General features: G+C 70.4%; 19 protein-coding genes. 10 read left to right on the forward strand and 9 right to left on the reverse strand.

Translation table 11 applies throughout. The annotated features are described in order from the left end of the window. Positions 1-28: 28 nt before the first annotated feature. Positions 29-1,012 (reverse strand): transcription termination factor NusA, encoded by a 984-nt coding sequence (gene nusA, locus AC07VM_RS17450; protein ID WP_267418146.1) that lies wholly within the window; start codon positions 1,010-1,012, stop codon positions 29-31. A 132-nt stretch (positions 1,013-1,144) separates the two neighbouring features. Between nusA and AC07VM_RS17455 the strand changes: the two genes are divergently transcribed. After that, positions 1,145-2,500 carry a flavin monoamine oxidase family protein gene (locus AC07VM_RS17455; protein ID WP_494912484.1) on the forward strand — a complete coding sequence of 452 codons (1,356 nt, stop codon included), beginning with the start codon at positions 1,145-1,147 and terminating at the stop codon, positions 2,498-2,500. On the opposite strand, the gene AC07VM_RS17460 is transcribed toward AC07VM_RS17455, so the two are convergent. Beyond that, the gene (locus tag AC07VM_RS17460; RefSeq protein ID WP_494912485.1) at positions 2,469-3,509 is read right to left on the reverse strand and encodes an LOG family protein; all 1,041 of its coding nucleotides are present in this window, start codon (positions 3,507-3,509) and stop codon (positions 2,469-2,471) included. The two genes, AC07VM_RS17455 and AC07VM_RS17460, sit on opposite strands and share 32 nt — an antisense overlap. A 138-nt stretch (positions 3,510-3,647) precedes the next feature. On the opposite strand from AC07VM_RS17460, the gene AC07VM_RS17465 reads away from it, so the two are divergent. Further along, positions 3,648-4,151 carry a pyridoxamine 5'-phosphate oxidase family protein gene (locus tag AC07VM_RS17465; RefSeq protein WP_267418143.1) on the forward strand — a complete coding sequence of 168 codons (504 nt, stop codon included), beginning with the start codon at positions 3,648-3,650 and terminating at the stop codon, positions 4,149-4,151. A gap of 18 nt (positions 4,152-4,169) precedes the next feature. Here AC07VM_RS17465 and AC07VM_RS17470 read toward each other — a convergent pair whose 3' ends face one another. The 3 genes from AC07VM_RS17470 to AC07VM_RS17480 form a co-directional block, all read right to left on the reverse strand. After that, positions 4,170-5,930, reverse strand: a complete 1,761-nt coding sequence (locus AC07VM_RS17470; RefSeq protein ID WP_494912486.1) for a proline--tRNA ligase — start codon at positions 5,928-5,930, stop codon at positions 4,170-4,172. A gap of 52 nt (positions 5,931-5,982) precedes the next feature. After that, entirely contained in the window at positions 5,983-6,753 is a 771-nt protein-coding gene (locus AC07VM_RS17475) for an isocitrate lyase/PEP mutase family protein (RefSeq protein ID WP_494912487.1), read from the reverse strand. A 116-nt stretch (positions 6,754-6,869) separates the two neighbouring features. Continuing rightward, complete coding sequence (locus tag AC07VM_RS17480; protein ID WP_267418140.1) at positions 6,870-7,925, reverse strand: zinc-dependent alcohol dehydrogenase family protein; 1,056 nt, start codon at positions 7,923-7,925, stop codon at positions 6,870-6,872. 110 nt (positions 7,926-8,035) lie between these two features. Between AC07VM_RS17480 and AC07VM_RS17485 the strand changes: the two genes are divergently transcribed. From AC07VM_RS17485 to AC07VM_RS17495, 3 genes are all read left to right on the forward strand, one after another. Next, positions 8,036-9,451: an RNB domain-containing ribonuclease gene (locus AC07VM_RS17485; RefSeq protein WP_494912489.1), complete on the forward strand. Its 1,416-nt coding sequence runs from the start codon at positions 8,036-8,038 to the stop codon at positions 9,449-9,451. A gap of 69 nt (positions 9,452-9,520) precedes the next feature. Continuing rightward, entirely contained in the window at positions 9,521-10,423 is a 903-nt protein-coding gene (locus tag AC07VM_RS17490; protein ID WP_494912491.1) for a hypothetical protein, read from the forward strand. Next, positions 10,420-10,812 carry a GntR family transcriptional regulator gene (locus AC07VM_RS17495; RefSeq protein WP_267418137.1) on the forward strand — a complete coding sequence of 131 codons (393 nt, stop codon included), beginning with the start codon at positions 10,420-10,422 and terminating at the stop codon, positions 10,810-10,812. The genes AC07VM_RS17490 and AC07VM_RS17495 overlap by 4 nt, the downstream gene beginning before the upstream one ends. Before the next feature lie 43 nt (positions 10,813-10,855). Here the strand turns inward: AC07VM_RS17495 and AC07VM_RS17500 are convergent, their stop codons facing one another. Together AC07VM_RS17500 and ispG are read right to left on the reverse strand one after the other, a co-directional pair. Next, the gene (locus AC07VM_RS17500) at positions 10,856-11,713 is read right to left on the reverse strand and encodes a hypothetical protein (RefSeq protein ID WP_494912493.1); all 858 of its coding nucleotides are present in this window, start codon (positions 11,711-11,713) and stop codon (positions 10,856-10,858) included. Between the two features lie 40 nt (positions 11,714-11,753). Beyond that, positions 11,754-12,884, reverse strand: a complete 1,131-nt coding sequence (ispG, locus tag AC07VM_RS17505) for a flavodoxin-dependent (E)-4-hydroxy-3-methylbut-2-enyl-diphosphate synthase (RefSeq protein ID WP_494912614.1) — start codon at positions 12,882-12,884, stop codon at positions 11,754-11,756. Positions 12,885-12,965: 81 nt separating this feature from the next. On the opposite strand from ispG, the gene AC07VM_RS17510 reads away from it, so the two are divergent. Both AC07VM_RS17510 and AC07VM_RS17515 read left to right on the forward strand, forming a co-directional pair. After that, the gene (locus tag AC07VM_RS17510) at positions 12,966-13,592 is read left to right on the forward strand and encodes a pyroglutamyl-peptidase I (RefSeq protein ID WP_494912494.1); all 627 of its coding nucleotides are present in this window, start codon (positions 12,966-12,968) and stop codon (positions 13,590-13,592) included. A gap of 171 nt (positions 13,593-13,763) precedes the next feature. Beyond that, positions 13,764-15,647: a chorismate-binding protein gene (locus AC07VM_RS17515; protein ID WP_494912496.1), complete on the forward strand. Its 1,884-nt coding sequence runs from the start codon at positions 13,764-13,766 to the stop codon at positions 15,645-15,647. 5 nt (positions 15,648-15,652) lie between these two features. Here the strand turns inward: AC07VM_RS17515 and AC07VM_RS17520 are convergent, their stop codons facing one another. Beyond that, positions 15,653-16,966: a M50 family metallopeptidase gene (locus tag AC07VM_RS17520; protein ID WP_494912497.1), complete on the reverse strand. Its 1,314-nt coding sequence runs from the start codon at positions 16,964-16,966 to the stop codon at positions 15,653-15,655. Positions 16,967-17,032: 66 nt separating this feature from the next. Here AC07VM_RS17520 and AC07VM_RS17525 point away from each other — a divergent pair, with 66 nt between their 5' ends. The 3 genes from AC07VM_RS17525 (at position 17,033) to AC07VM_RS17535 (ending at position 20,125) form a co-directional block, all read left to right on the forward strand. Next, complete coding sequence (locus AC07VM_RS17525; protein WP_494912499.1) at positions 17,033-17,617, forward strand: hypothetical protein; 585 nt, start codon at positions 17,033-17,035, stop codon at positions 17,615-17,617. A gap of 106 nt (positions 17,618-17,723) precedes the next feature. Beyond that, positions 17,724-18,407, forward strand: a complete 684-nt coding sequence (locus AC07VM_RS17530) for a YcnI family copper-binding membrane protein (protein WP_494912500.1) — start codon at positions 17,724-17,726, stop codon at positions 18,405-18,407. A gap of 95 nt (positions 18,408-18,502) precedes the next feature. Then, positions 18,503-20,125: a Mur ligase family protein gene (locus AC07VM_RS17535; RefSeq protein WP_494912501.1), complete on the forward strand. Its 1,623-nt coding sequence runs from the start codon at positions 18,503-18,505 to the stop codon at positions 20,123-20,125. A gap of 40 nt (positions 20,126-20,165) precedes the next feature. Here the strand turns inward: AC07VM_RS17535 and dxr are convergent, their stop codons facing one another. Next, positions 20,166-21,248: a 1-deoxy-D-xylulose-5-phosphate reductoisomerase gene (gene dxr / locus AC07VM_RS17540; protein WP_494912502.1), complete on the reverse strand. Its 1,083-nt coding sequence runs from the start codon at positions 21,246-21,248 to the stop codon at positions 20,166-20,168. Positions 21,249-21,255: the final 7 nt, after the last annotated feature.

Genomic DNA, 21,255 nt, shown 5'->3' on the forward strand with positions numbered 1-21,255 from the left:
TCGGGGCGCGTCGGAAGGCCGGAGCCGGTCAGTCGAGGACGCTGTCCGGCTGGATGTCGATCTTCGCACCGGTCAGCTTGGCGGCCAGACGGGCGTTCTGACCCTCCTTGCCGATTGCGAGCGACAGCTGGTAGTCGGGCACCAGGGCGCGGACGGCCTTGGTGCCGGCGTCGAGCACGAACGAGCTCGTGACCTTCGCCGGCGAAAGCGCGTGGGCGACGAACGTCGGAAGGTCGGCGTCGTAGTCGACGATGTCGATCTTCTCTCCCGCCAGCTCCTCGGTGACGGCGCGGACACGTCGTCCGAGCTCGCCGATGCAGGCGCCCTTCGCGTTGATCGAGGGGTCGTTCGCGCGCACCGCGATCTTGGTGCGGTGCCCCGCCTCGCGAGCCAGCGCGACGATCTCGACCAGACCGGCGGCGATCTCCGGCACCTCGAGCGCGAACAGCTTGCGGACGAGTCCGGGGTGCGTGCGGGAGACCGTGATCTGCGGGCCCTTGAGCCCCTTGGCGACGCTCGTGACGTAGACGCGCAGGCGCGAGCCGTGCGTGTACTCCTCGCCGGGCACCTGCTCCTCGGGCGGGAGGATCGCCTCGACGGCACCGAGGTCGACGTGGATCATGCGCGGGTTGGGACCCTGCTGGATCACACCGGCGACGATGTCGCCCTCTTTGTCCTTGAAGTCTCCGAGCACCACGTCATCCGCGATGTCCCGCAGACGCTGGCTGATGACCTGCTTGGCGGCGAAGGCCGCGATCCGTCCGAAGTCGTCGGGGGTCGCATCCTCCTCGCCGATGATGGCGTCTTCCTCGTCGCGGACGACCTGCAGGATCGCGACATGCCCGGTCTTGCGGTCCAGGTGCACGCGGACGCCCTCGGGCGTCGCACCATCTTCGGAGACGTGCTTGGAGTACGCGGTCAGGATCGCCTGCTCGATGATCGCGACGAGTTCGTCGAAGGGGATCGCCTTCTCCTTCTCGATCCCTCGCAGAAGACTCAGTTCGATGTCCATGACGGCCTCTCTATTCAGCTCTCGTCGCGCCTGTTCGCACGCGCGACATCCGTACCACGATACCCTGTGCGCACCGGCCCCTGCCACGACGGCACCGCCGTCCGGGACGGGGAGCCGCTCGAGGAGGAGCACGTGAGCACATTCGACACGATCGTGATCGGCGCGGGCATGTCCGGCGTCACCAGCGCTCGGATGCTGACGGACGCCGGTCAGCGCGTCCTCGTCCTCGAGGCGCGTGACCGCGTCGGAGGACGGATGAACACCGACCGGAGCGCCGGATTCCCCGTCGATCTCGGCGCCTCGTGGATCCATGGCATCGACGGCTCGCCGCTCTGGGAGCTCGCCCAGGCGCTGCACATCCCCACCATCGAGTACACGGTCGGCAGCTTCCAGGTCGGCGGGCGGCCGATCGAGAACTTCGACGGCGAAGGGCGTGCGATGGCTGCCGATGCCAGCGCGCAGTGGATCGCCGACGTCGACGCCGCCGATCGCCTGCTCGTCGAGGAGATCTCCGCCTCCTCCGCCGGCGACACCTATCTCGATGTGACCGAGCGCGCGCTGGACCGTTCCGGCCTCTCCCCCGAGCGCATCGACGACATCCGCGAGTTCTTCCGCCACCGCGTCGAGGAGCAGTGCGGCGCCTGGGTCGGCGACCTCGACGCGCACGGCCTCGACGAGGACGCGATCGAGGGCGACGAGGTGATCTTCCCGCGGGGGTACGACGAGCTGCCGAGGCGGATCGGCGCCGACCTCGACATCCGCCTCGACACGACGGCGACCCGGGTGACCCTCTCGACGCAGGGTGTGGTGGTCCACACCGAGGCCGAGGAGTTCACCGCCGACCGTGTCATCGTGACGGTGCCGCTCGGCGTCCTGAAGGCGGGGACGATCGCCTTCGAACCGCCCCTGCCGGACGCCGTCGCCGGGCCCATCGCGCGGCTCGGCATGGGTGTCTTCAACAAGGTCTTCCTGCAGTTCCCGGAGCGTTTCTGGAACGAGGAGAGCTATGTGCTGCGCGCCCTCGGCGAGGCCGGCGAGCACTGGCATTCCTGGTACGACGTGTCCGCGGTCAGCGGGCTGCCCACGCTGCTGACGTTCGCCGCCGGCCCCTTCGGGCGCCGCATGCAGGAGCTCTCCGACGAAGAGGTCGTCGCCGACGTCGTCCGGGCACTGCGGGCGCTCTACGGCGACGCGGTCGGCGAGCCGCGGGCGCACTGGATCACGCGCTGGGGCCTCGACCCGTTCTCGAACGGTTCGTACTCGCACCTGGCGCTGGGCTCGACCCACCACGATCACGACGCGCTGGCCGGTCCCGTGGACGACGTGCTGCACTTCGCGGGCGAGGCCACCTGGGGCGACGAGCCGGCGACGGTCGGTGCCGCGTTCTACTCCGGGCACCGGGCGGCGGAGCGCATCCTCGGCCACCCGGTCGATCTCGGCGCGTTCGCCGCCGACATCATCGCGCGGGAGCAGAAGGCAGGGCGTTGATCGCCCCGATCAGCCGGAACAGGTTCCCGACCTGACGCTGATCGAGGTGCAGGGCCAGACGCGGCAGGTCCAGGAGATCCTCGTCGGCGACCTCCGGCTGCCGCGGCGCCGTCCGTTCGATGCGCCCCGAGGACAGCATCCCGCCGAACTGCTCGTTGAGCGACGCGATCTCCTCATCCGTCGGCTCCGCCCGCAGCCGCAGCACGAGGGCATCGCCGACCCACCGCAGCGAGTCGTAGTTGTGCCAGAACCCGGTGATCTCGGCTCGCGCCGCCTCGACGGAATCCGTGATCACGACGCGGTCGAAGTCGCCCGGCGAGATGACGCCGGTGGGAGCGAGGTGATCATCGATGAAGCTGCGCAGGCCCTGCCAGAACGTCCCGCCCGGCTGGTCGAGGAGCACGATCGGCGTCGGCTCCGCCTTTCCGGTCTGCTGCAGCGTGAGCAGCTCGAACATCTCGTCGAGGGTGCCGAACCCGCCGGGAAGGCAGATGAAGCCCAGGGACTCCTTGATGAGCATCAGCTTGCGCGTGAAGAAGTACTTCATCGCGACGACGTGATCCTGGCCCGCGACGAAGCCGTTCGGCTTCTCCTCGAAGGGCAGTCGGATCGACACGCCGAGCGACAGCGCGGGGCCGGCCCCCTCGGAGGCGGCCTGCATGATGCCGGGGCCGGCACCGGTGACGACCATCCAGCCGTCGCCCGCCAGCGCCGAGGCGACGTCGCGAGCGGTCAGGTAGAGCGGATCGTCCTGCCGCGTGCGGGCGGAGCCGAAGACGGTCACCTTCGGGACACCGCGGAACGGCGCGAACAGTCGGAAGGCGTCGCGCATCTCGGCGAGGGCCGCGGAGGCGATCTTCAGGTCGAGGCGGTCCGCGCCGTCCTCGCCGAGCAGGATCGCGGTGCGCAGCATCCGCATCACCAGGCGTCGGTCGGCGTGCACGCCCGCGTCGTCGAGGACGGCGTTGATCTCGGAGCTGAGGGCTTCGGGCAGGGGTTCGTCGATCATGACTCCAGCGTGTCATGAGGCGGGGCGACCCCGCCTCGCAACGCCGGGCTTCGCGTCGACACGGTCGGGTCCGTGCCACGACCCGGCCCCGGTGTCAACGCCCGTGCCCTCCCCCGCACTCCAGGGCACGCTGGCACCATGACAGAGATCACCGGACCCGAAGCCCTCGCCCGCGTCGCCGAGCTCGTGGAGGACATCGACATCACGATGCTCACCACGGTCGACGACGACGGCAACCTCGTGAGCCGACCGATGTCGACCCGGCAGATGGATGACGCCGGCGACATCTGGTTCTTCACCGCGGAGGACACCGAGAAGGTCGAGGAGGCGCAGCGACACCACGACGTCGGTCTCGCCTACTGCGACGCCAAGGGGATGCGATACGTCTCCGTCGCCGGCACCGCAGAGGTCGTCCATGATCGGGCGAAGATGGAAGAGCTCTACTCGGCGTCGCTGGAGATCTGGTTCGCCGACGGCCTCGACACCCCCGGCATCGCCCTTCTCAAGGTGACGCCGACCGTGACGGAGTTCTGGGAGCCGGCGAAGGGCAAGCTGGCCATGGCGGCCGGCGCCCTCAAGTCCCTGGTCACCCGAGACACTCCGGATGACGACATCATGAACCACGGCCGCATCGTCTGCTGACGACGCGGCCGGGGTGGCTCACTCGGCGGCGGTGAGTCCCTCCACGGCCTCGGCGACGGTGACGGCGTCGCGGTCACCGGTGCGACGGTCCCACAGCTCGACCTGGCCGTCGGCGGCGCCGCGTCCGACGATGACGATCTTCGGCACACCGACGAGCTCGGCGTCGCCGAACTTCACGCCGGGCGACACCTTGGGACGGTCGTCGTACAGCACGTCGAGCCCGTGGGTCTCGAGCTGGGCCGAGAGCGACTCCGCCACCTCGAACGCGACCTGATCGCGACCGGCGGCCACGACCTGCACGTCGAAGGGCGAGACGGACGTCGGCCAGATGAGGCCCTTTTCGTCGTTGTTGAGCTCGGCGATGATCGCGAGGATGCGCGTCACGCCGATGCCGTAGGAGCCCATCGTAACGGTGACGAGCTTGCCGTTCTCGTTGAGCACCTTGAGGCCGAGCGCCTCGGCGTACTTGCGACCGAGCTGGAAGACGTGACCGATCTCCATGCCGCGGGCGAGCTCCACGGGGCCGGAGCCGTCGGGGGCGGGGTCGCCGGCGCGCACGTTCGCGATCTCGATGATGCCATCGGCCTCGAAGTCGCGCCCGGCGACGACCGAGTGCGCGTGCTTCTGGTCGATGTTCGCGCCCGTGATCCAGCTCGTGCCCTCGCTGACCCGCGGGTCGACCAGGTAACGGATGCCGGTGGCGGACTCCTCGCCCAGCACGGCGCCGGTCGGCGACCAGGGGCCGATGTAGCCCTTCACGAGCAGCGGGTTCTTCTCGAAGTCGTCCGCCGTGGCGGTCTCGACCTCGGCGGGCGCGAAGGCCACCTCCGCACGCTTCTCGTCGACCTCGCGGTCGCCGGGGATGCCGACGATGACCAGCTCGCGCGTGCCGTCGAGGTGCGTGAGCGCCAAGACCACGTTCTTCAGCGTGTCCGCCGCGGTGTACTCGCCGTCGAGCTCGCGATTCGCGTGTGCGACGAGCGTCTCGATGGTCGGCGTGTCCGGCGAGTCGAAGACCACGGGGGCTGCGTCGGCGTCGTAGGCGATCGCCGCGGGAACGGCCGTCGTGAACGCCTCGACGTTGGCGGCATAGCCGCCCGCGCTGCGCACGAACGTGTCCTCGCCGACGGGAGTCGGGTGCAGGAACTCCTCGCTGCGGGATCCACCCATCGCCCCGGCATCGGCCTGGACGATGACGTACTCGAGGCCGAGGCGCTGGAAGATGCGCTCGTACGCATCACGCTGCGCCTGGTAGCTGGCGTCGAGCCCCTCGTCGGAGGCATCGAACGAGTAGGCGTCCTTCATCGTGAACTCGCGGCCGCGGAGCAGACCGGCGCGGGGGCGGGCCTCGTCGCGGTACTTGTCCTGGATCTGGTAGATCGTCAGCGGCAGGTCCTTGTAGGACGAGTACAGGTCCTTCACGAGCAGCGTGAACGCCTCCTCGTGCGTCGGGGCGAGGAGGTAGTCGCCGCCCTTGCGATCCTGGAGTCGGAAGAGCAGATCGCCGTACTCCTCCCAGCGACCGCTCGCCTCGTACGCCTCCCGCGGCATCAGCGCGGGGAAGTGCACCTCCTGCGCACCGGCCGCGGACATCTCCTCGCGGACGACGGTCTCGATCTTCGCCTTGACGCGCAGACCCAGTGGCAGCCACGCGAAGATGCCGGCCGCCTGCGGACGGATGTACCCCGCCCGGATCAGCAGCTTGTGGCTGGCGACCTCTGCGCCTGCAGGGTCTTCACGGAGAGTACGGAGGAAGAAGTTCGAAAGACGAGTGACCACGGAGCAAGTCTAGTGAGCCGTGGCCACCCGTCTTCGACGCCGATGACGTCAGTCAGTTGAGCGCCGGGAGGTTCGCCGGGACCACGCCGCCCGCGTACAGGTCGGCGGCGAGCTCCTGCAGTGCGGTCAGCGCGACGCGCTGCGGGAGGGGGCCGTAGGAGATGCGTGCGACACCGAGCTTCTCGTACTCCGACGCGGCGAGGGCGCCGGGGATGCCGATCACGCTGACCTTGCGCTCCCCGATCCCCTCGACGAGCTGGCGGGTCACGTTCATGTCGAGGATGCCGGGCACGAAGACCGCGGTCGCGCCGGCGTCGAGGTAGGCGCGACCGCGCTGGATCGCATCGGCGATGCTCTCCTGCACCGGGCGCCCGCCGGCGCGCACGAACGCATCGGTGCGGGCGTTCAGCGCGAAGGGCACGCCCTCGGCCTCGGCGGCCTTGACGATGGCCTCGACCGCGGCGACGGATTCGTCGAGCGGCTTGAGACGGTCCTCGACATTCGCGCCGACGACACCGGCGCCGATGGCGAGTCGGGTGGTCTCCCCGGCGTCACCGTACCCGTCGTCGAGGTCGGCGGTGACCGGGACGTGGACAGCGGCGGCGATCCGGCCGACCATGTCGATCATGATCTCGCGCGGGGTGGCGCCGTCGTCGTAGCCGAAGGAGGCGGCGATGCCGTGTCCGGCGGTGGCGATCGCCTTCGTCTCCGGGAGGGCGGCGACCGCTCGCGCGGAGACGACGTCCCACACGTTCACGACGCGGAGGATCTCCGGGGCGTCATAGAGTCCGACAAGGGTCTGGGCCTTGGCTGCAGTGGTCATGTCTCCACGCTAACGCGCGCGGTGCACGACCGGGCCGACTCCTTCGAGAAAGGAGGATCGATCCAGGCAGACGGATCGGGTGGAGCCGAGGCGCTCGACTCCACCCGATCGCCGCGTCAGGCGTTGAGCACGACCTTGAGCGCCTTCGTCTCGGCCGCACGGCCGAACGTGTCGTAGGCGCTCTCGATGTCGGCGAGGGCGAACCGGTGGCTCACGAATCCGCTCGGATCGATGCGCCGCTCGGCCACGAGCTTCGTCAGCATCCGTGCGGTGTTCGCGTTCACCAGGCCGGTCGTGATGGTGAGGTTCTGGATCCATAGCTCATCGAGGGGGAACGCGACGGGCGCGCCATGCACGCCGACGTTCGCCACGTGTCCTCCCGGACGGACGATGTCGAGCACCATGTCCCACGTCTGCGGGATGCCCACCGCCTCGATCGCCACATCGACGCCGAGCCCGTCCGTCAACGCCATCACCTGATCGCGCCAGTCGGCCGCGCTCGAGACCACGGCGTGCGTGGCGCCGAAACCGCGAGCGAGCTCCACCCGGTTGGCGTCCAGGTCGATCGCGATCACCTTGCTCGGGCCGTACAGCTGCGACGTCATGATCGCGGCGAGTCCGACCGGACCGGCACCGACGACCGCGACGACGTCGCCGGCCTTCACGCCGCCGTACTTCACACCGATCTCGTGGCCTGTCGGCAGGATGTCGCTGAGGAGGACCGCGGTCTCGGGCGACAGACCGTCGGGCAGCCGGTGCAGCGACGTCTCCGCGAACGGGATCCGCGCATACTCCGCCTGGGTCCCGTCGATGAGGTGCCCGAGGATCCAGCCGATTCCCGGCGCCCCTTCCTCCGCCCGGCAGTGGGAGGCCAGCCCGGCCACGCAGAAGTCGCACTTGCCGCACGAGCTCACGCACGAGATGATCACGCGGTCCCCCGGCGAGAGCTCCGTCACGGCATCGCCGATCTCGGTGATGACGCCGACTCCCTCGTGGCCGAGGATGCGTCCCTCCGTCACCGCGGGCAGGTCGCCCTTCAGGATGTGGAGGTCGGTACCGCAGATGGTCGTGCTCTCGATGCGGACGATCGCATCGGTCGGAGCCAGGATCTTCGGATCCGGGACCTCGTCCCAGCTCTTGCGACCGGGACCGTGGTAGACGAGTGCCTTCATGGGTGTCTCCTCCCTCGGACCTCGTCCGAGCTCATGGTAAGTGAAATGTTACCTTTCGGTCGACCGAGGGGCAAGGGCTCTCCTCCGTGTCGCCCGCCTAGTGTGGAGCCATGCCCCAGCGCCGATCGCACGTCGCCCCGTCCGCCGCCCAGACCGAGCTCGCCTCCGCACTGGCCGCGCTGCGGGAATCGCTCGACGGACCGGTCGACTTCCCGGCCGAGGTGCTCGCCGAGGCGGAGCGGTCGACGGCGACCGCGCCGGTTCTGGATCTTCGGGAGATCCCCTTCGCGACGCTCGATCCGGAGGGTTCCCGGGACCTCGACCAGGCGTTCCACCTGGAGCGCGCGGGATCCGGCTTCACGGTGCGCTACGCGATCGCCGACGTGCCCGGCTTCGTGATCCCGGGGGGCGCCGTGGATGCGGAAGCGCGCCGGCGCGGGCAGACGCTGTACGCGGCAGACGGCAGGATCCCGCTGCACCCGGCCGTCCTGAGCGAGGATCGCGCGTCCCTGCTCCCCGACGTGGACCGCGCGGCACTGGTGTGGACGTTCGCGCTCGATTCCGACGGCGTCGTCACGGACTTCCGTCTGGAGCGCGCCCTCATCCGCTCGCGCGCGCAGCTCGACTACACGACCACGCAGCAGACCCTCGACCGCGGCGAGGAGGGACCGGCGACACTCCTTCCCGTGATCGGCGCGCTGCGGCTCGAGCAGGAGCGCCGTCGGGGAGGAGCGAGCCTCAATCTCCCCGACGAGGAGGTCGTGCGCGCGGACGACGGAACGTACGCCATCGAACGGCGGAGCCCTCTTCCCGTGGAGGAGTGGAACGCCCAGCTCTCGCTCATGACCGGAATGGCGGCCGCCTCCCTGATGCTCGACGCCGGGGTGGGCATCCTCCGCACGATGCCGGAGCCGGACGATGCGGCCTTCGACACGTTCCGCCACCAGACGGAGGCGCTCGGTCGCCCCTGGACGACGGGCACCTACGGCGAGTACCTCCGCGGCCTCGATCGCAGCGACCCGATGACCCTCCCCGTGCTCGAAGCTGCGGCTTCCCTGTTCCGCGGCGCGGGGTACCTGGTGTTCAACGGCGAGGCGCCACGAGATGCGGTGCAGGCGGCCATCGCCGCGCCATACGCGCATGCGACCGCTCCCCTGCGCCGGCTGGTCGATCGCTGGGTCCTCGCGATCTGCCTCGCGGCGGCGAACGGCGAACCTGCGCCGGAGTGGGCGCGTGCCTCGCTCTCGGAACTCCCTGCCCTCATGCAGGAGTCGGGTCAGCGCGCTTCCCGGTTGAACGCGGCCACCGTCAACGCGGTCGAAGCGGCACTGCTCACCCCCTTGGTGGGGACGACGATCGATGCGACCGTGATCGAGCTGCGCGGCGAGCGGGCGAGCATCCAGATCGCGGAGCCCGCGGTCACCGCCACCGCACCGCTGCCCGCGGACGCGAAGCCCGGTGACATCGTGCGCCTGCGCGTCGTCCGGGCCGACATCGCCCGGGGCGAGGTGGAGTTCGCTCTCTGACGGGTCTTGAAGTGTGTCACGGGTTTGGTACATAGTGTATCAACGGGATGATGCACCTTGGAGGCTCCGATGTTCCTGTTCTACCTTCTGATGTGGGGCCCGCTCGCGCTGGCCGCGTGCATCGCCGTCGTCCTCCGGCTGACGCTTCTTCGTGGTGCCCCACGCCTCGGAACGCGAGACGCCGTGCTCGCCGCGGTCGCCGGCGGAATCCCCGTCGTGGTGACCGCCGCCCCGCTCCCCGGCGACTTCGGGCTCGGTCCGGTTCTCTGGTGGGACGACGGCACCCGAGCAGCGCTCCCGTTGATCGTCGGCATCCTCGGGGTCGTCCTGCTCTCGTTCCCTCCGCGCTCGACGTCCATGAACGCCTCGGCGCAACTGGTGCCGCGCACGCTCCGGACGTTCCTGCGTCCGAGCCGGCCGATCGTCCTGGGCGCCCTCGTCGTCCTCGCGGTCATCCTCGCGCTGGCCGCCGGCGCCGCCTCCGAGACCGACGACCTCGGGCACCACACCCTGTTCTCGATCACCCTCGGCACGTCCGGGACGGCAGCGTCGTCAGGGATCTACGGGTGGTACTACTCGCTTCCGTCCCTTGCTCTGCTCGCCGCCCTTCTCGTCGTCACCACCATCGCCTGGCTCCGGATCCCGCGTCCCGCCTGGGGCGATGACGTGGATCTCGACACCGCGATCCGACGCCTCCGCGCCGCGAACATCACGCGCATCGCGTGCGCTGCCGTCCTGCTGCACCTCGCCGTCGTGTTCAACTCGCTGCGTGGCACCGCCTCGATGATGCTGTCCGCTCAGGCCGGCACGATCGGCACCGTGTCGCTGGGGACCCCGTTCGCGGCGATGGGGCCCGCCCTCTTCGTGGCCTGGGCGATCGCGACCGTCGCCGGCCTCGCCCTCTGCCTGATCACCGTGCTCAGCGGTGTGCCGATGGGCGCGCGGAAGACGACACCGGCACTCGCGTCATGATCATCACCATCCGCCGAGACGCCGGCGAGTCGCCCGCAGAGCAGGTCCACGATCAGATCCGCGGACTGATCACGACAGGTCATCTCCTCGCCGGGGACCGTCTCCCCTCCGTCCGCCAACTCGCGTCGGACCTCTCGATCGCGCCCGGCACCGTCGCCAAGGCGTATCGGCTCCTCGAGGACGACGGGCTCGCCACCTCGCGGATCGGATCCGGCACACGCGTGAGCGACACCGCCCGACCGGCCGCGGGTGGCATCGCCGACGCGGCCCGGGCGCTCGCCGAGATCGCCAAGGCGGAAGGACTCGCGCTGGCCGATGCTCAGCGCGTGCTCCGCGCGGTCTGGCGTCCGACGGACGAAGACCCCGCCCCGTCAGGCGCGCGCCCCTGACGACACGGGCGTGCCAGGACCGTCGAGCGTTCCGCCGCCGAGCCTATGCCCGCGCCGACGTCGTCATCACGAGCAGCTGAGGATCGCTCAGGTCGAGCGACACCGTGACGGACGCGAACTCCGACAGGGAGGCCACGTGGGTGCCGCCGCACAGGATCACGGCCTCCCCCTCGGGGAGTTCGCAGTGCCAACGGCGACGATCGACGATGGTCGGCCCTTCCGTCTCGACACGACTCGTGGCCGCCGACGCGATCCAGGCGGCGAGCTGGGAGTTGATCCGCGCCTCGCGCTCGTCGATCGTCGCGGCGAAACCCTCGGTGTCGAAGCCGGCCCTCCGCAGGCTCTTGCCGAGGCGATACTCGTCCACGGCGCCGTCCTCGTGGATGCGGCTGGACTGATTCGCGCGGCTCTCGAAGTCCGGGTTCCCGAGCGCGTCCTCGCCCGGCTCCTTGCGCCAGAGATCGGCGAGGGCGAGGTCGAGCGCCAGAGACGCCAGGTGGCAGGCGGTGTGCCCGCGGCTGAGACCCGCCCGTCTGGCGGTGTCGACGGACAGCTTCACGTGCGCGTCCTCGGCCACCCAACCCGGCGCCTCGCCGTCGAGCAGATGCGCCACGAGCCAGGTCCAGCCTTCGGTGCCGCGCTTCGCGGGGATGTCGCCGCCCACAGCGAACTCGCCCTCATCGCTCACGGCGGCCATCACGGCCTCCGTCACGCGCACGTCGGCCGTGCCGTCCCCGAGCGAGCCGGAGTCGCCGGGCTGATCGGGCCAGGTGTGGTCCACCGGGTGGAACGGCGTCGCGTCGACGACGACGACCGTGCCTCGCGGTGTCGCCTCGACCCGCGAGACGACACCATCGCCGGAGACGGCCCCCTCGGCGAAGGACACGATCGTGGCAGACATGGGACTCCTCAGGATCGAGCGGTCGGAATGCGGGACGGAGTCAGACCGTGACGACCTGAGCGGTTCCGAGCGGCGCTTCCGGCCCCATCTCGGCGGCGATCCGGTTGGCCTCTTCGATCAGCGTCGCGACGATGTCGGCCTCCGGCACGGTCTTGATGACCTCGCCCTTCACGAAGATCTGGCCCTTGCCGTTGCCCGAGGCGACCCCGAGGTCGGCCTCACGCGCCTCACCGGGGCCGTTCACGACGCAGCCCATCACGGCGACGCGGAGCGGGACGGTCATGTCCTTGAGCCCCTCGGTGACGTTCTCGGCGAGCGTGTACACGTCGACCTGGGCGCGACCGCACGACGGGCACGAGACGATCTCGAGCTTGCGCTCCCGGAGGTTGAGAGACTGCAGGATCTGGTGGCCGACCTTGACCTCTTCGGCGGGCGGAGCGGACAGCGAGACCCGGATCGTGTCGCCGATGCCCTCGCCGAGGAGGATGCCGAACGCGGTCGCGCTCTTGATCGTGCCCTGGAAGGCGGGCCCGGCTTCGGTCACACCGAGGTGCAGCGGCCAGTCGCCCCGCTCGGCGAGCTGGCGGTAGGCCTTGACCATCACGATCGGGTCGTTGTGCTTGACCGAGATCTTGAAGTCGTGGAAGTCGTGCTCCTCGAACAGCGATGCCTCCCAGACGGCGCTCTCGACGAGAGCCTCGGCGGTGGCCTTGCCGTACTTGGTCAGGATGCGACGGTCGAGCGAACCGGCGTTGACGCCGATGCGCAGCGAGACGCCGGCGGCTTTGGCCGCCTCGGCGATCTTGCCGACGTTGCCGTCGAACTCGCGGATGTTGCCCGGGTTCACCCGGACCGCCCCGCACCCGGCGTCGATGGCCGTGTAGATGTAGCGCGGCTGGAAGTGGATGTCGGCGATCACCGGGATCTGGCTCTTCATCGCGATGATCTTCAGCGCGTCGGCATCGTCCTGATGCGGCACGGCGACGCGCACGATCTCGCAGCCAGACGCCGTGAGCTCGGCGATCTGCTGCAGGGTCCCGTTGATGTCGGTCGTCTTCGTGGTCGTCATCGACTGCACGCTGACGGGAGCGTCGCCGCCCACGAGCACCTTGCCCACCTTGATCTGGCGGGACTTGCGACGGGGGGCGAGGACTTCGGGGATCTTCGGCATTCCGAGGTTCACTGCTGGCACGCCTCAAGCCTACGCCGCCAGGATGCGTGAGGGCTGGACGGACGCACATACGCTGAGGAGATGGCGGTCATCCTTCTCACCGGCTTCGAGCCCTTCGACGGCGCAGCACGCAACCCCTCGGCCGATGCGGTGAACGCGGTCGCAGCCGGGTACGACGGCCCGCACGACCTCGTCGTCGCGACGCTTCCCGTCGCCTTCGAGGGCTCCGCTCGACGTCTGCGTGCCCTGATCGCGCAGCACTCCCCCGACGCCGTCATCGCCACCGGACTCGCCGGCGGGAGTCCGCGCGTCGCGGTCGAGCGCGTCGGCGTGAACCTGATGGACGCGCGGATCCCGGACAACGACGGGGCACAGCCGGTCGACGTCCCCAGCGAGACCGACGGACCTGCGGCGCGCTTCGCCACCCTTCCGGTCAAGCGCATCGTCCAGGTGCTCACCGCTCACGGGATTCCGGCGCAGCTCTCACTGTCGGCCGGCTCCTACGTCTGCAACCACGTGCTGTACACCGCGCTCGGCGCCGTCGAGCCCGGCATCCCCGCGGGATTCGTGCACCTTCCGTGGTCGTCCGGCACGGCGCCGTCGGGCGCGCCGCACCTCGCCGAGGAGGAGCTCGCCCGCGCCGTGCGGCTGGCCGTCGACCACGCTCTCGACGCCGAAGCACGGGAGCCCGGCGGCAGCATCTGGTGACGACATCGCGCTCAGGCGGACACCCGCGATGTGGTAGTTTCGGCCCCATGCTCGCGAACTTCACCTGGTGGCCCGCCTTCTAGGCGGTGTGTTCGCGTTCCCACGAATCCAGACCGCCTCCGGGGCGGTCTTTTCGTTGCGCCGAGCCGGAGCACTGCACAGGAGACATCGATGACCCTCTCACGACTCGCCGAGCTCAGCGCCGATCCGACGGCATCCTTCGTGCTGATCGCGCGCGACGGCGCCGACACCGTCGAGCTCCTCACCGGCGACGTCGTCGACGTCGACCTGCTCGCCGACATCCCCCTGACCGTCGACGGCGCCGCGCGCGAGGTCTTCGCCATGGTCCCCTACCGTCAGGTGCGCGAGCGCGGGTTCGTCGCGCAGGATGACGGGGCACCGCTGCGCTGCGTGATCGTCGACGAGCACCTCGACCTGCCGACCGCCGACCTCCTCGCCGCACTCCCGAGCGCACCGGTGCCGCTGCACGACGACGGCTTCGACATCGCGGACGAGGAGTACGCCGCGATCGTCGAGAGGGTCATCGCCGAGGAGATCGGCCGCGGCGAGGGCGCGAACTTCGTGATCCGACGGGACTTCACCGCGAGCATCGACGTCGACGACCGCACGGCCGCGCTCACCTGGTTCCGCGCACTCCTGACCCACGAACGCGGTGCGTACTGGACCTTCGCGGTCTTCACACCCGGACACATCGCCGTCGGCGCGAGTCCCGAGGCGCATGTCGTCGCGCGGGAGGGCATCGTCACGATGAACCCCATCTCCGGCACCTTCCGCCACCCGGCGGGCGGGGCCACCAAGGAGACGCTGATCGACTTCCTCGCCTCCACGAAGGAGACCGAGGAGCTGTTCATGGTCGTGGACGAGGAGCTCAAGATGATGAGCGCCGTCTGCTCCGACGGCGGACGGATCACCGGGCCGCATCTGAAGGAGATGTCACGGCTCACGCACACCGAGTACATGCTCCGGGGACGCAGCTCCCTCGACCCGCGCGACATCCTCCGCGAGACGATGTTCGCCCCGACCGTCACCGGCTCCCCCATGCAGAACGCGTGCGCCGTGATCCGACGCCACGAGCAGAAGCCGCGCGGCTACTACTCCGGGGTCGCCGCACTGTTCACCCCGAACGCCGACGGCGGGCACGACGTGGACGCCCCGATCCTGATCCGCACGGTGTATCTGCAGGACGGCACGCTGCGCGTCCCGGTCGGGGCGACGCTGGTGCGCCACTCCGACCCCCTGGGCGAGGTCTCGGAGACGCATGGGAAGGCCGCCGGCGTGCTCGGTGCGATCGGCGCCATCGACCGCGACCGCGTGGCGGAAGCACGCAGCGACGCGGATGCACCCGGAGAGACGCGCGCCCTCGCCGACGACCCCGCCATCGCCGAGCTGCTGTCCTCGCGCAACGCCCGTCTGGCGGAGTTCTGGCTCAACCCGCAGGGCGAGGACTTCACCGGCCCGTTCGCCGGCCGCACCGCCCTCGTCGTGGACGCGGAGGACCGGTTCACGACCATGCTCGCCCACCAGCTGCGCCACCTCGGCTTCGCCGTCACGATCGCCCCCTGGAGCGAGGTGCGGGATGCGGATCTGGATGCCGCCGACCTCGTCGTCGCGGGCCCCGGCCCGGGCGACCCCCGGGACACCGAGAACGGACGGATCGCCCGGATGCGCGAAGTGGTCGCCCGTCGCCTCGATGCCGGCGCCCCGCTGCTGGCGGTGTGCCTGAGCCACCAGATCCTCGCCGACCGACTCGGGATCGCCCTGACTCCGCTGGATGCCCCGCATCAGGGTCTGCAGAAGTCCGTCCCGGTGTTCGGAGAGAACGCCTCGATCGGCTTCTACAACACGTTCACCGCACGCGTCGCCCCCGGCACGACGACGGTCGGACCGGCAGAGATCTCGGCGGACGTCGCCTCCGGCGATGTGTACGCCCTCCGCGGGGCGCACTTCTCATCCGTGCAGGGTCACCTGGAATCGATCCTCTCGCGCGACGGGATCCGCACGCTCGAGCGCCTCGTCGGGCACGCGTTCGCCTGAGGCGCTCAGCCGAGGATCTTCATCGGGTTGAAGACGTCGGCAAGCAGGAGCACCGCGCCCATCGCGATCAGCAGCACCGCGACGACCACGGTCAGCGGAACGAGCTTGGTCGCGTCGACGGGCGCGGGCGGGGGCCGGCGGAAGATCTTGGCCCACACCCGTCGGATGCCGTCCCACAGCGCCACGACGACGTGCCCGCCGTCGAGCGGCAGCAGCGGAATCAGGTTGAAGACGAAGAGAGCGACGTTCAGCGAGCCCAGCAGGCTGAGGAGGATCGCGAACCTGTCGAGGATTGGTGCATCGGTCGCCGCGACCTCCCCGGCGATACGGCCGACGCCCACCACGCTCAGTGGACCGTTCGGGTCGCGTTCGCTGCCGGTGACGAGGGAGACGCCGGTGTCCCAGATCCGCACCGGGAGCGTGAGGATCATGGAGCCCACCCGTGCGACCGTGTCCGCCGTCATCTGCGGACCCGCGTTCAGCGGTTGCTGCACGTAGCCCATCTGCGATGTCATGCCGACGTAGCCGACGTCCTTGACGACGGGCTCGCCGGCGTCATCGAGGATCGGCCGACCGCCGGCGTCGGTGATGGTGCGCTGGGCCTCGATCGGCGTGATGCTCAGCGGCTTCTCCACACCGTCGCGCCGGACCACCATCGGGAGCGTCTCGCCCGGCGCCGCCTGCACGATCGCCGTCGCCTCCGCGAAGGTCGACACCGGGGTGCCGTCGACCGACACGATCACGTCGCCGGGCTTGATCCCGGCCTCGGCGGCGGGCGACGCCGGATCGTCCGCGGAGCACTCGGTCGCCGTGGAGCCGGCGGGCACCACGCACTCGTTGACCGAGGCGATCGTCGTCGTCCCCTGCTGCAGTCCGATCCCGGAGAGCAGCACGGTGAAGACCACGGTGGCGAGGATCAGGTTCATCAGCGGTCCGCCGAGCATGACCACGACGCGCTTCCACACCGGCAGGCGGTAGAAGACGCGGTCCTCCGCCCCCTCGGCGATCGTCTCGTCGTTCGCGGATCGTGCGTCCTGGATCAGCGAGCGGAACACGCCGGAGGCCGGACCCGAGCTCTTCGACTCCGGGTACATGCCGGACATCGAGATGAAGCCGCCGAGGGGCAGCACCTTGAATCCGTACTCCGTCTCGCCGATGCGCTTCGACCAGAGCCGCGGTCCGAAGCCGATCATGTACTGGCCGACGCGCACGCCGAAGAGCTTCGCGGGGACGAGATGGCCGACCTCGTGCAGGCCGATCGAGAGGCCGAGGCCGATCAGCATGAAGAGGATGCCGCCCAGATAGAGCAGGATTTCCACGTGCCAACGTTACTGCCCCCCAGCTAGGAATCCGCCCGGCACCTGCCGCACGGCTAGGCTGTCAGCGTGAATGCCCGGCAGCTGCGACTCGTACGCGCTGCCGTCGTCTCCTCCGTCGCGACCCTGCTCGCCGCGCTGTCGCACACGCTCGGCGGCGGAGCGGCCCCGCATCCGCTGCTGATCCTCGCCGTCGCGACCCTGCTGACGCCGCTCTCCGCACTCCTGGTCGGCGTGCGGCAGTCGCGCGGGCGCGTCGCGGTGGCCGTCGTCGTCTCCCAGGTCGCCTTCCACCTGCTGTTCCAGGCACTGGGGTCGCCCACCGGGGTCGACCTCGCGGGCGGCACCGGACATGTGCACCATCTGACACTCTCGGCACTCGCACCCGCATCGCCCGCGTCGGCCCCCGCCACCCTGATGCTGTTCGCGCACGCGGTCGCAGCCCTGCTCACCACGCTCGTGGTCTGGCACGGAGAGACGGTCGTGCGGGCCGTGGTCCGCTGGGTCGAGGCGCTGCTGCGTCGGGCCGCCGCGATCGCACCGGTCGAGCACCGACGCCCCCTCCGCCCTCGCGCGATCACCCTTCCCTCGTTCGACGCCGCGGCCTCGTCCGCCGTGTCGCGACGGGGCCCTCCTGCGCTCATCTGCGACTGACTTCCGTCGCACCGGATTCCGCCGCCCGCATCGGGCGGCCCCATCCCTCTCGCGGGAACGCGCCATCGTGGCGCGCCCGCATTCCGAGCACACAGGAGATTTCCGCATGTCCCGCAACACCCGCACCAGCCGCACCCGCCGCACCGCCCTCGCCACCGCCGGAGTCCTCGGCGGTGCCGTCCTCGCCCTCGTGGTCCCCGCGATGGCCAGCGCCCACGTGAGCGTCAGCCCCGACGAGCTCGTCGCCGGCGACCACGGCGTGCTCACGTTCTCGTTCTCCCACGGCTGCGAGAACTCCCCGACCACGGCACTGCGCATCACCATGCCCGACGGACTCGCGTCCGTGGCACCGACCCTGGACGGCGACTGGAGCATCCAGGTCGAGCGTGGCGACGACGGTCTCGTCAGCGAGGTCACCTACACGGCGCTGACGCCCGTGCCCACCGACCTCCGCGGCGCCGTGAGCATGGGCGTCGGTCTGGACGAGAGCACTCCGGCGTCGCTGGCGTTCCCCGTCGTGCAGGAGTGCGTCGAGGGCTCGACCGAGTGGACGCAGCTCGCCGAGAAGGGCGAGGACCCGCACAGCCTGGACGCTCCGGCACCGGTCGTCACGGTCACCGAGGCCGCCGCCGGCGGTCACGGCGAGCACGACGCGGCCGAAAGCACGGAGGACACGGCGGCCGCCTCGACCGCGAACGACGTCACGGGCATCGCGCTCGGAGCCGGCGGACTGGTCGCGGGCATCGCGGCCCTGATCGTCTCCGTGCTCGCCTACCGGCGCCGCGCCTGACCCCGGTCACGACTCCTCGCGCATCGCCTCTCCGGCGCGCGAGGGGTCGTGCCGCACAGAGGTTCACCGCGCCGTCATGAGATCATGGAGGCGCCATGTCGATTGAACAACAACCGAGCCTGCCTCCCGTGCTCCGCCCCGCGAACCCGCCCCGGCGTGAGCTGTCCGAACTCGCTTCCCGTTTCGCTCGCGCCGTGCGCGGCGATGTCGACGGGATCGCCCTCTCCGGCATCACCCTCGCGACGGCCGACCTGCGCCCCGGCGAGGCCTTCGTCGCGATCCAGGGTGTGAACCGGCACGGTGCGGACTTCGCGGTCACCGCCGCCGAGAAGGGCGCGGTGGCCGTCATCACGGACGAGGCCGGCGCCGCCATCGCCGAACCGGCCGGGCTCCCGATCCTCGTGGTCGACGACCCCCGAGGCGTCCTCGGAGATCTGAGCGCCTGGGTCTACGGCACTGGTGCGGACGATCCTCTCCCCCTGCTGTTCGCGACCACCGGTACCAACGGGAAGACCAGCGTGTCCCACCTGCTGGAGGGCATCCTCGATCAGATCGGGGTCGTCACCGGGCTCTCCTCCACCGCCGAGCGCCACATCGCCGGCGAGATCATCGTCTCCCGGCTGACCACGCCGGAGGCCTCGGAGATGCACGCGCTCCTGGCGCTGATGCGCGAACGTGCGGTCGAAGCCGTCGCGGTCGAGGTCAGCGCCCAGGCCCTGTCCCGCCACCGGGTCGACGGCATCCGCTTCGACGTCGCCGGTTTCACCAACCTCAGCCACGATCACCTCGACGACTACGCCGACATGGAGGAGTACTTCGAGGCGAAGCTGCCGCTGTTCCGTCCCGACCGTGCGAAGCGCGGCGTCATCTGCCTCGACTCGCCCTCCGGCGCGATCGTCGTCGACCGCGCCGAGATCCCCGTCGTCACGGTGGGCACGCCGTCCATCGCCGCCGACCCCGCCGCGGCCTCCGCGGCGGACTGGGTCGTCGTCATCGACGACGAGCGCGCGGCCGGCACGACGTTCACGATGACCGGACCGGCGGGGTCGCTCACGACCACGGTGCCGGTGATCGGTCCACACATGGCCGCCAACGCCGCACTCGCGATCGTGATGCTCCTGGAGGGCGGCTACGCCTGGGACCGTATCGTCGACGCGCTCACGCGCGACGGGGGCATCCGCGCCTATCTCCCGGGTCGCACGCAGCTCGTCTCCGGCGACCGCGGTCCCGCCGTGTTCGTCGACTTCGGGCACTCTCCCGACGCGTTCGAGAAGACGCTCGCCGCCGTGCGCCGCGTGACGCCGGGCAAGGTCCTGATGCTGTTCGGCGCGGACGGCGACCGCGATGCCAGCAAGCGTTTCGACATGGCGCGGACCGCGGTCGAGGGCAGTGACATCCTCGTCGTCACCGACCACCACCCGCGTTTCGAGGATCCCGCCTCCATCCGCGCGACCCTCGTCGAGGGCGCCCGCACGGCACGACCGGACGCCGAGATCCACGAGGCCTCGCCGCCCGAGAACGCCATCGTGACGGCGGTCGGACTCGTCGGCGACGGCGATGCCATCCTCTGGGCCGGCCCCGGCCACCAGGACTACCGGGACATCCGCGGCGTGCGTACGCCGTACTCGGCGCGCGAGCTGGCACGCCGAGCGCTGCGCGCGGCAGGGTGGCCGGTTCCCGAGCCGCGCTGGCCGGTGCCCTACCCCGACGAGGACTGAGTCCACGCACCCGGGCGGCGCCTGTCGCCCGGGGCTCGGCTCAACTCGCGGCGATCATCCGATCGGCCGTCGTGCGGGCCCAGGACTCCGCGGCGGCGAGCGTCTCGACCGTCAGGGCGTCGGGGGCCTCGTGGGCGTCGACGACACGGGCGATCGTGTCGACGATGCCGAGGAACGACAGCCGCCCCTCGTGGAACGCGTCGACGGCCTGCTCGTTGGCCGCGTTGTAGACGGCCGGGAACGTGCCGCCCGCGCGTCCGACGGCCTTCGCGAGAGCGACCGAGGGGAATGCCTCTCCGTCGAGCGGCTCGAACGTCCAGGACGTCGCGGTCGACCAGTCGAGCGGTCGTCCGACGCCGCCGACGCGATTCGGCCAGTCCAGGCCGAGGGAGATGGGCAGACGCATGTCCGGCGGCGACGCCTGTGCGATCGTCGAGCCGTCGATGAACTCGACCATCGAGTGCACGATCGACTGCGGATGCACGACGACCTCGATGTCGTCATAGGCGACGTCGAAGAGCAGATGCGCTTCGATCACCTCGAGGCCCTTGTTCACGAGCGTGGCGGAGTTGGTGGTGACCATCCGCCCCATGTCCCAGGTCGGATGCGCCAGCGCCTCCGCGGGCGTGACCTCGGTGAGCTCCGCGCGGCTGCGGCCCCGGAACGGCCCGCCGGACGCGGTCACCACGAGCCGGCGGACCTCGGCGTGCGTCCCCGCCAGCAGCGCCTGCGCGAGGGCGGAATGCTCGGAGTCCACGGGGACGATCTGACCGGGAGCGGCAGCGGCGAGCACCAGATCGCCGCCGACGATGAGCGATTCCTTGTTCGCGAGCGCCAGAGTGCGTCCCGCCTTCAGCGCGGCGAGGGTCGAACCGAGACCGATCGATCCGGTGATCGCGTTGAGCACGACGTCGGCCTCGACGTCGCGGACGAGCTGCTCGGCCTCGACCGCACCGAGCGCCGTGTCCTCGACCTGGAACTGCGCGGCCTGTGCGGCCAGCATCTCGGCGTTCGAGCCCGCGGCGAGTCCCACGAGCTCGAAACGGCGGGGGTTGGCGCGGATCACATCCAGCGCCTGGGTGCCGATGGAGCCGGTGGAGCCGAGGACGATGATGCGACGCATGACGCCA

The organism is Microbacterium sp. GW821-FHT01D02, from assembly GCF_059422585.1.

Coding starts and splice junctions, on each gene's coding strand:
- nusA (WP_267418146.1), bottom strand. CDS start 1,012: ATGGACATCGAACTGAGTCTTCTGCGAGGGATCGAGAAGGAGAAGGCG.
- AC07VM_RS17460 (WP_494912485.1), bottom strand. CDS start 3,509: ATGATCGACGAACCCCTGCCCGAAGCCCTCAGCTCCGAGATCAACGCC.
- AC07VM_RS17465 (WP_267418143.1), top strand. CDS start 3,648: ATGACAGAGATCACCGGACCCGAAGCCCTCGCCCGCGTCGCCGAGCTC.
- AC07VM_RS17475 (WP_494912487.1), bottom strand. CDS start 6,753: ATGACCACTGCAGCCAAGGCCCAGACCCTTGTCGGACTCTATGACGCC.
- AC07VM_RS17480 (WP_267418140.1), bottom strand. CDS start 7,925: ATGAAGGCACTCGTCTACCACGGTCCCGGTCGCAAGAGCTGGGACGAG.
- AC07VM_RS17485 (WP_494912489.1), top strand. CDS start 8,036: ATGCCCCAGCGCCGATCGCACGTCGCCCCGTCCGCCGCCCAGACCGAG.
- AC07VM_RS17490 (WP_494912491.1), top strand. CDS start 9,521: ATGTTCCTGTTCTACCTTCTGATGTGGGGCCCGCTCGCGCTGGCCGCG.
- AC07VM_RS17495 (WP_267418137.1), top strand. CDS start 10,420: ATGATCATCACCATCCGCCGAGACGCCGGCGAGTCGCCCGCAGAGCAG.
- AC07VM_RS17500 (WP_494912493.1), bottom strand. CDS start 11,713: ATGTCTGCCACGATCGTGTCCTTCGCCGAGGGGGCCGTCTCCGGCGAT.
- ispG (WP_494912614.1), bottom strand. CDS start 12,884: ATGCCGAAGATCCCCGAAGTCCTCGCCCCCCGTCGCAAGTCCCGCCAG.
- AC07VM_RS17510 (WP_494912494.1), top strand. CDS start 12,966: ATGGCGGTCATCCTTCTCACCGGCTTCGAGCCCTTCGACGGCGCAGCA.
- AC07VM_RS17515 (WP_494912496.1), top strand. CDS start 13,764: ATGACCCTCTCACGACTCGCCGAGCTCAGCGCCGATCCGACGGCATCC.
- AC07VM_RS17530 (WP_494912500.1), top strand. CDS start 17,724: ATGTCCCGCAACACCCGCACCAGCCGCACCCGCCGCACCGCCCTCGCC.
- AC07VM_RS17535 (WP_494912501.1), top strand. CDS start 18,503: ATGTCGATTGAACAACAACCGAGCCTGCCTCCCGTGCTCCGCCCCGCG.
- dxr (WP_494912502.1), bottom strand. CDS start 21,248: ATGCGTCGCATCATCGTCCTCGGCTCCACCGGCTCCATCGGCACCCAG.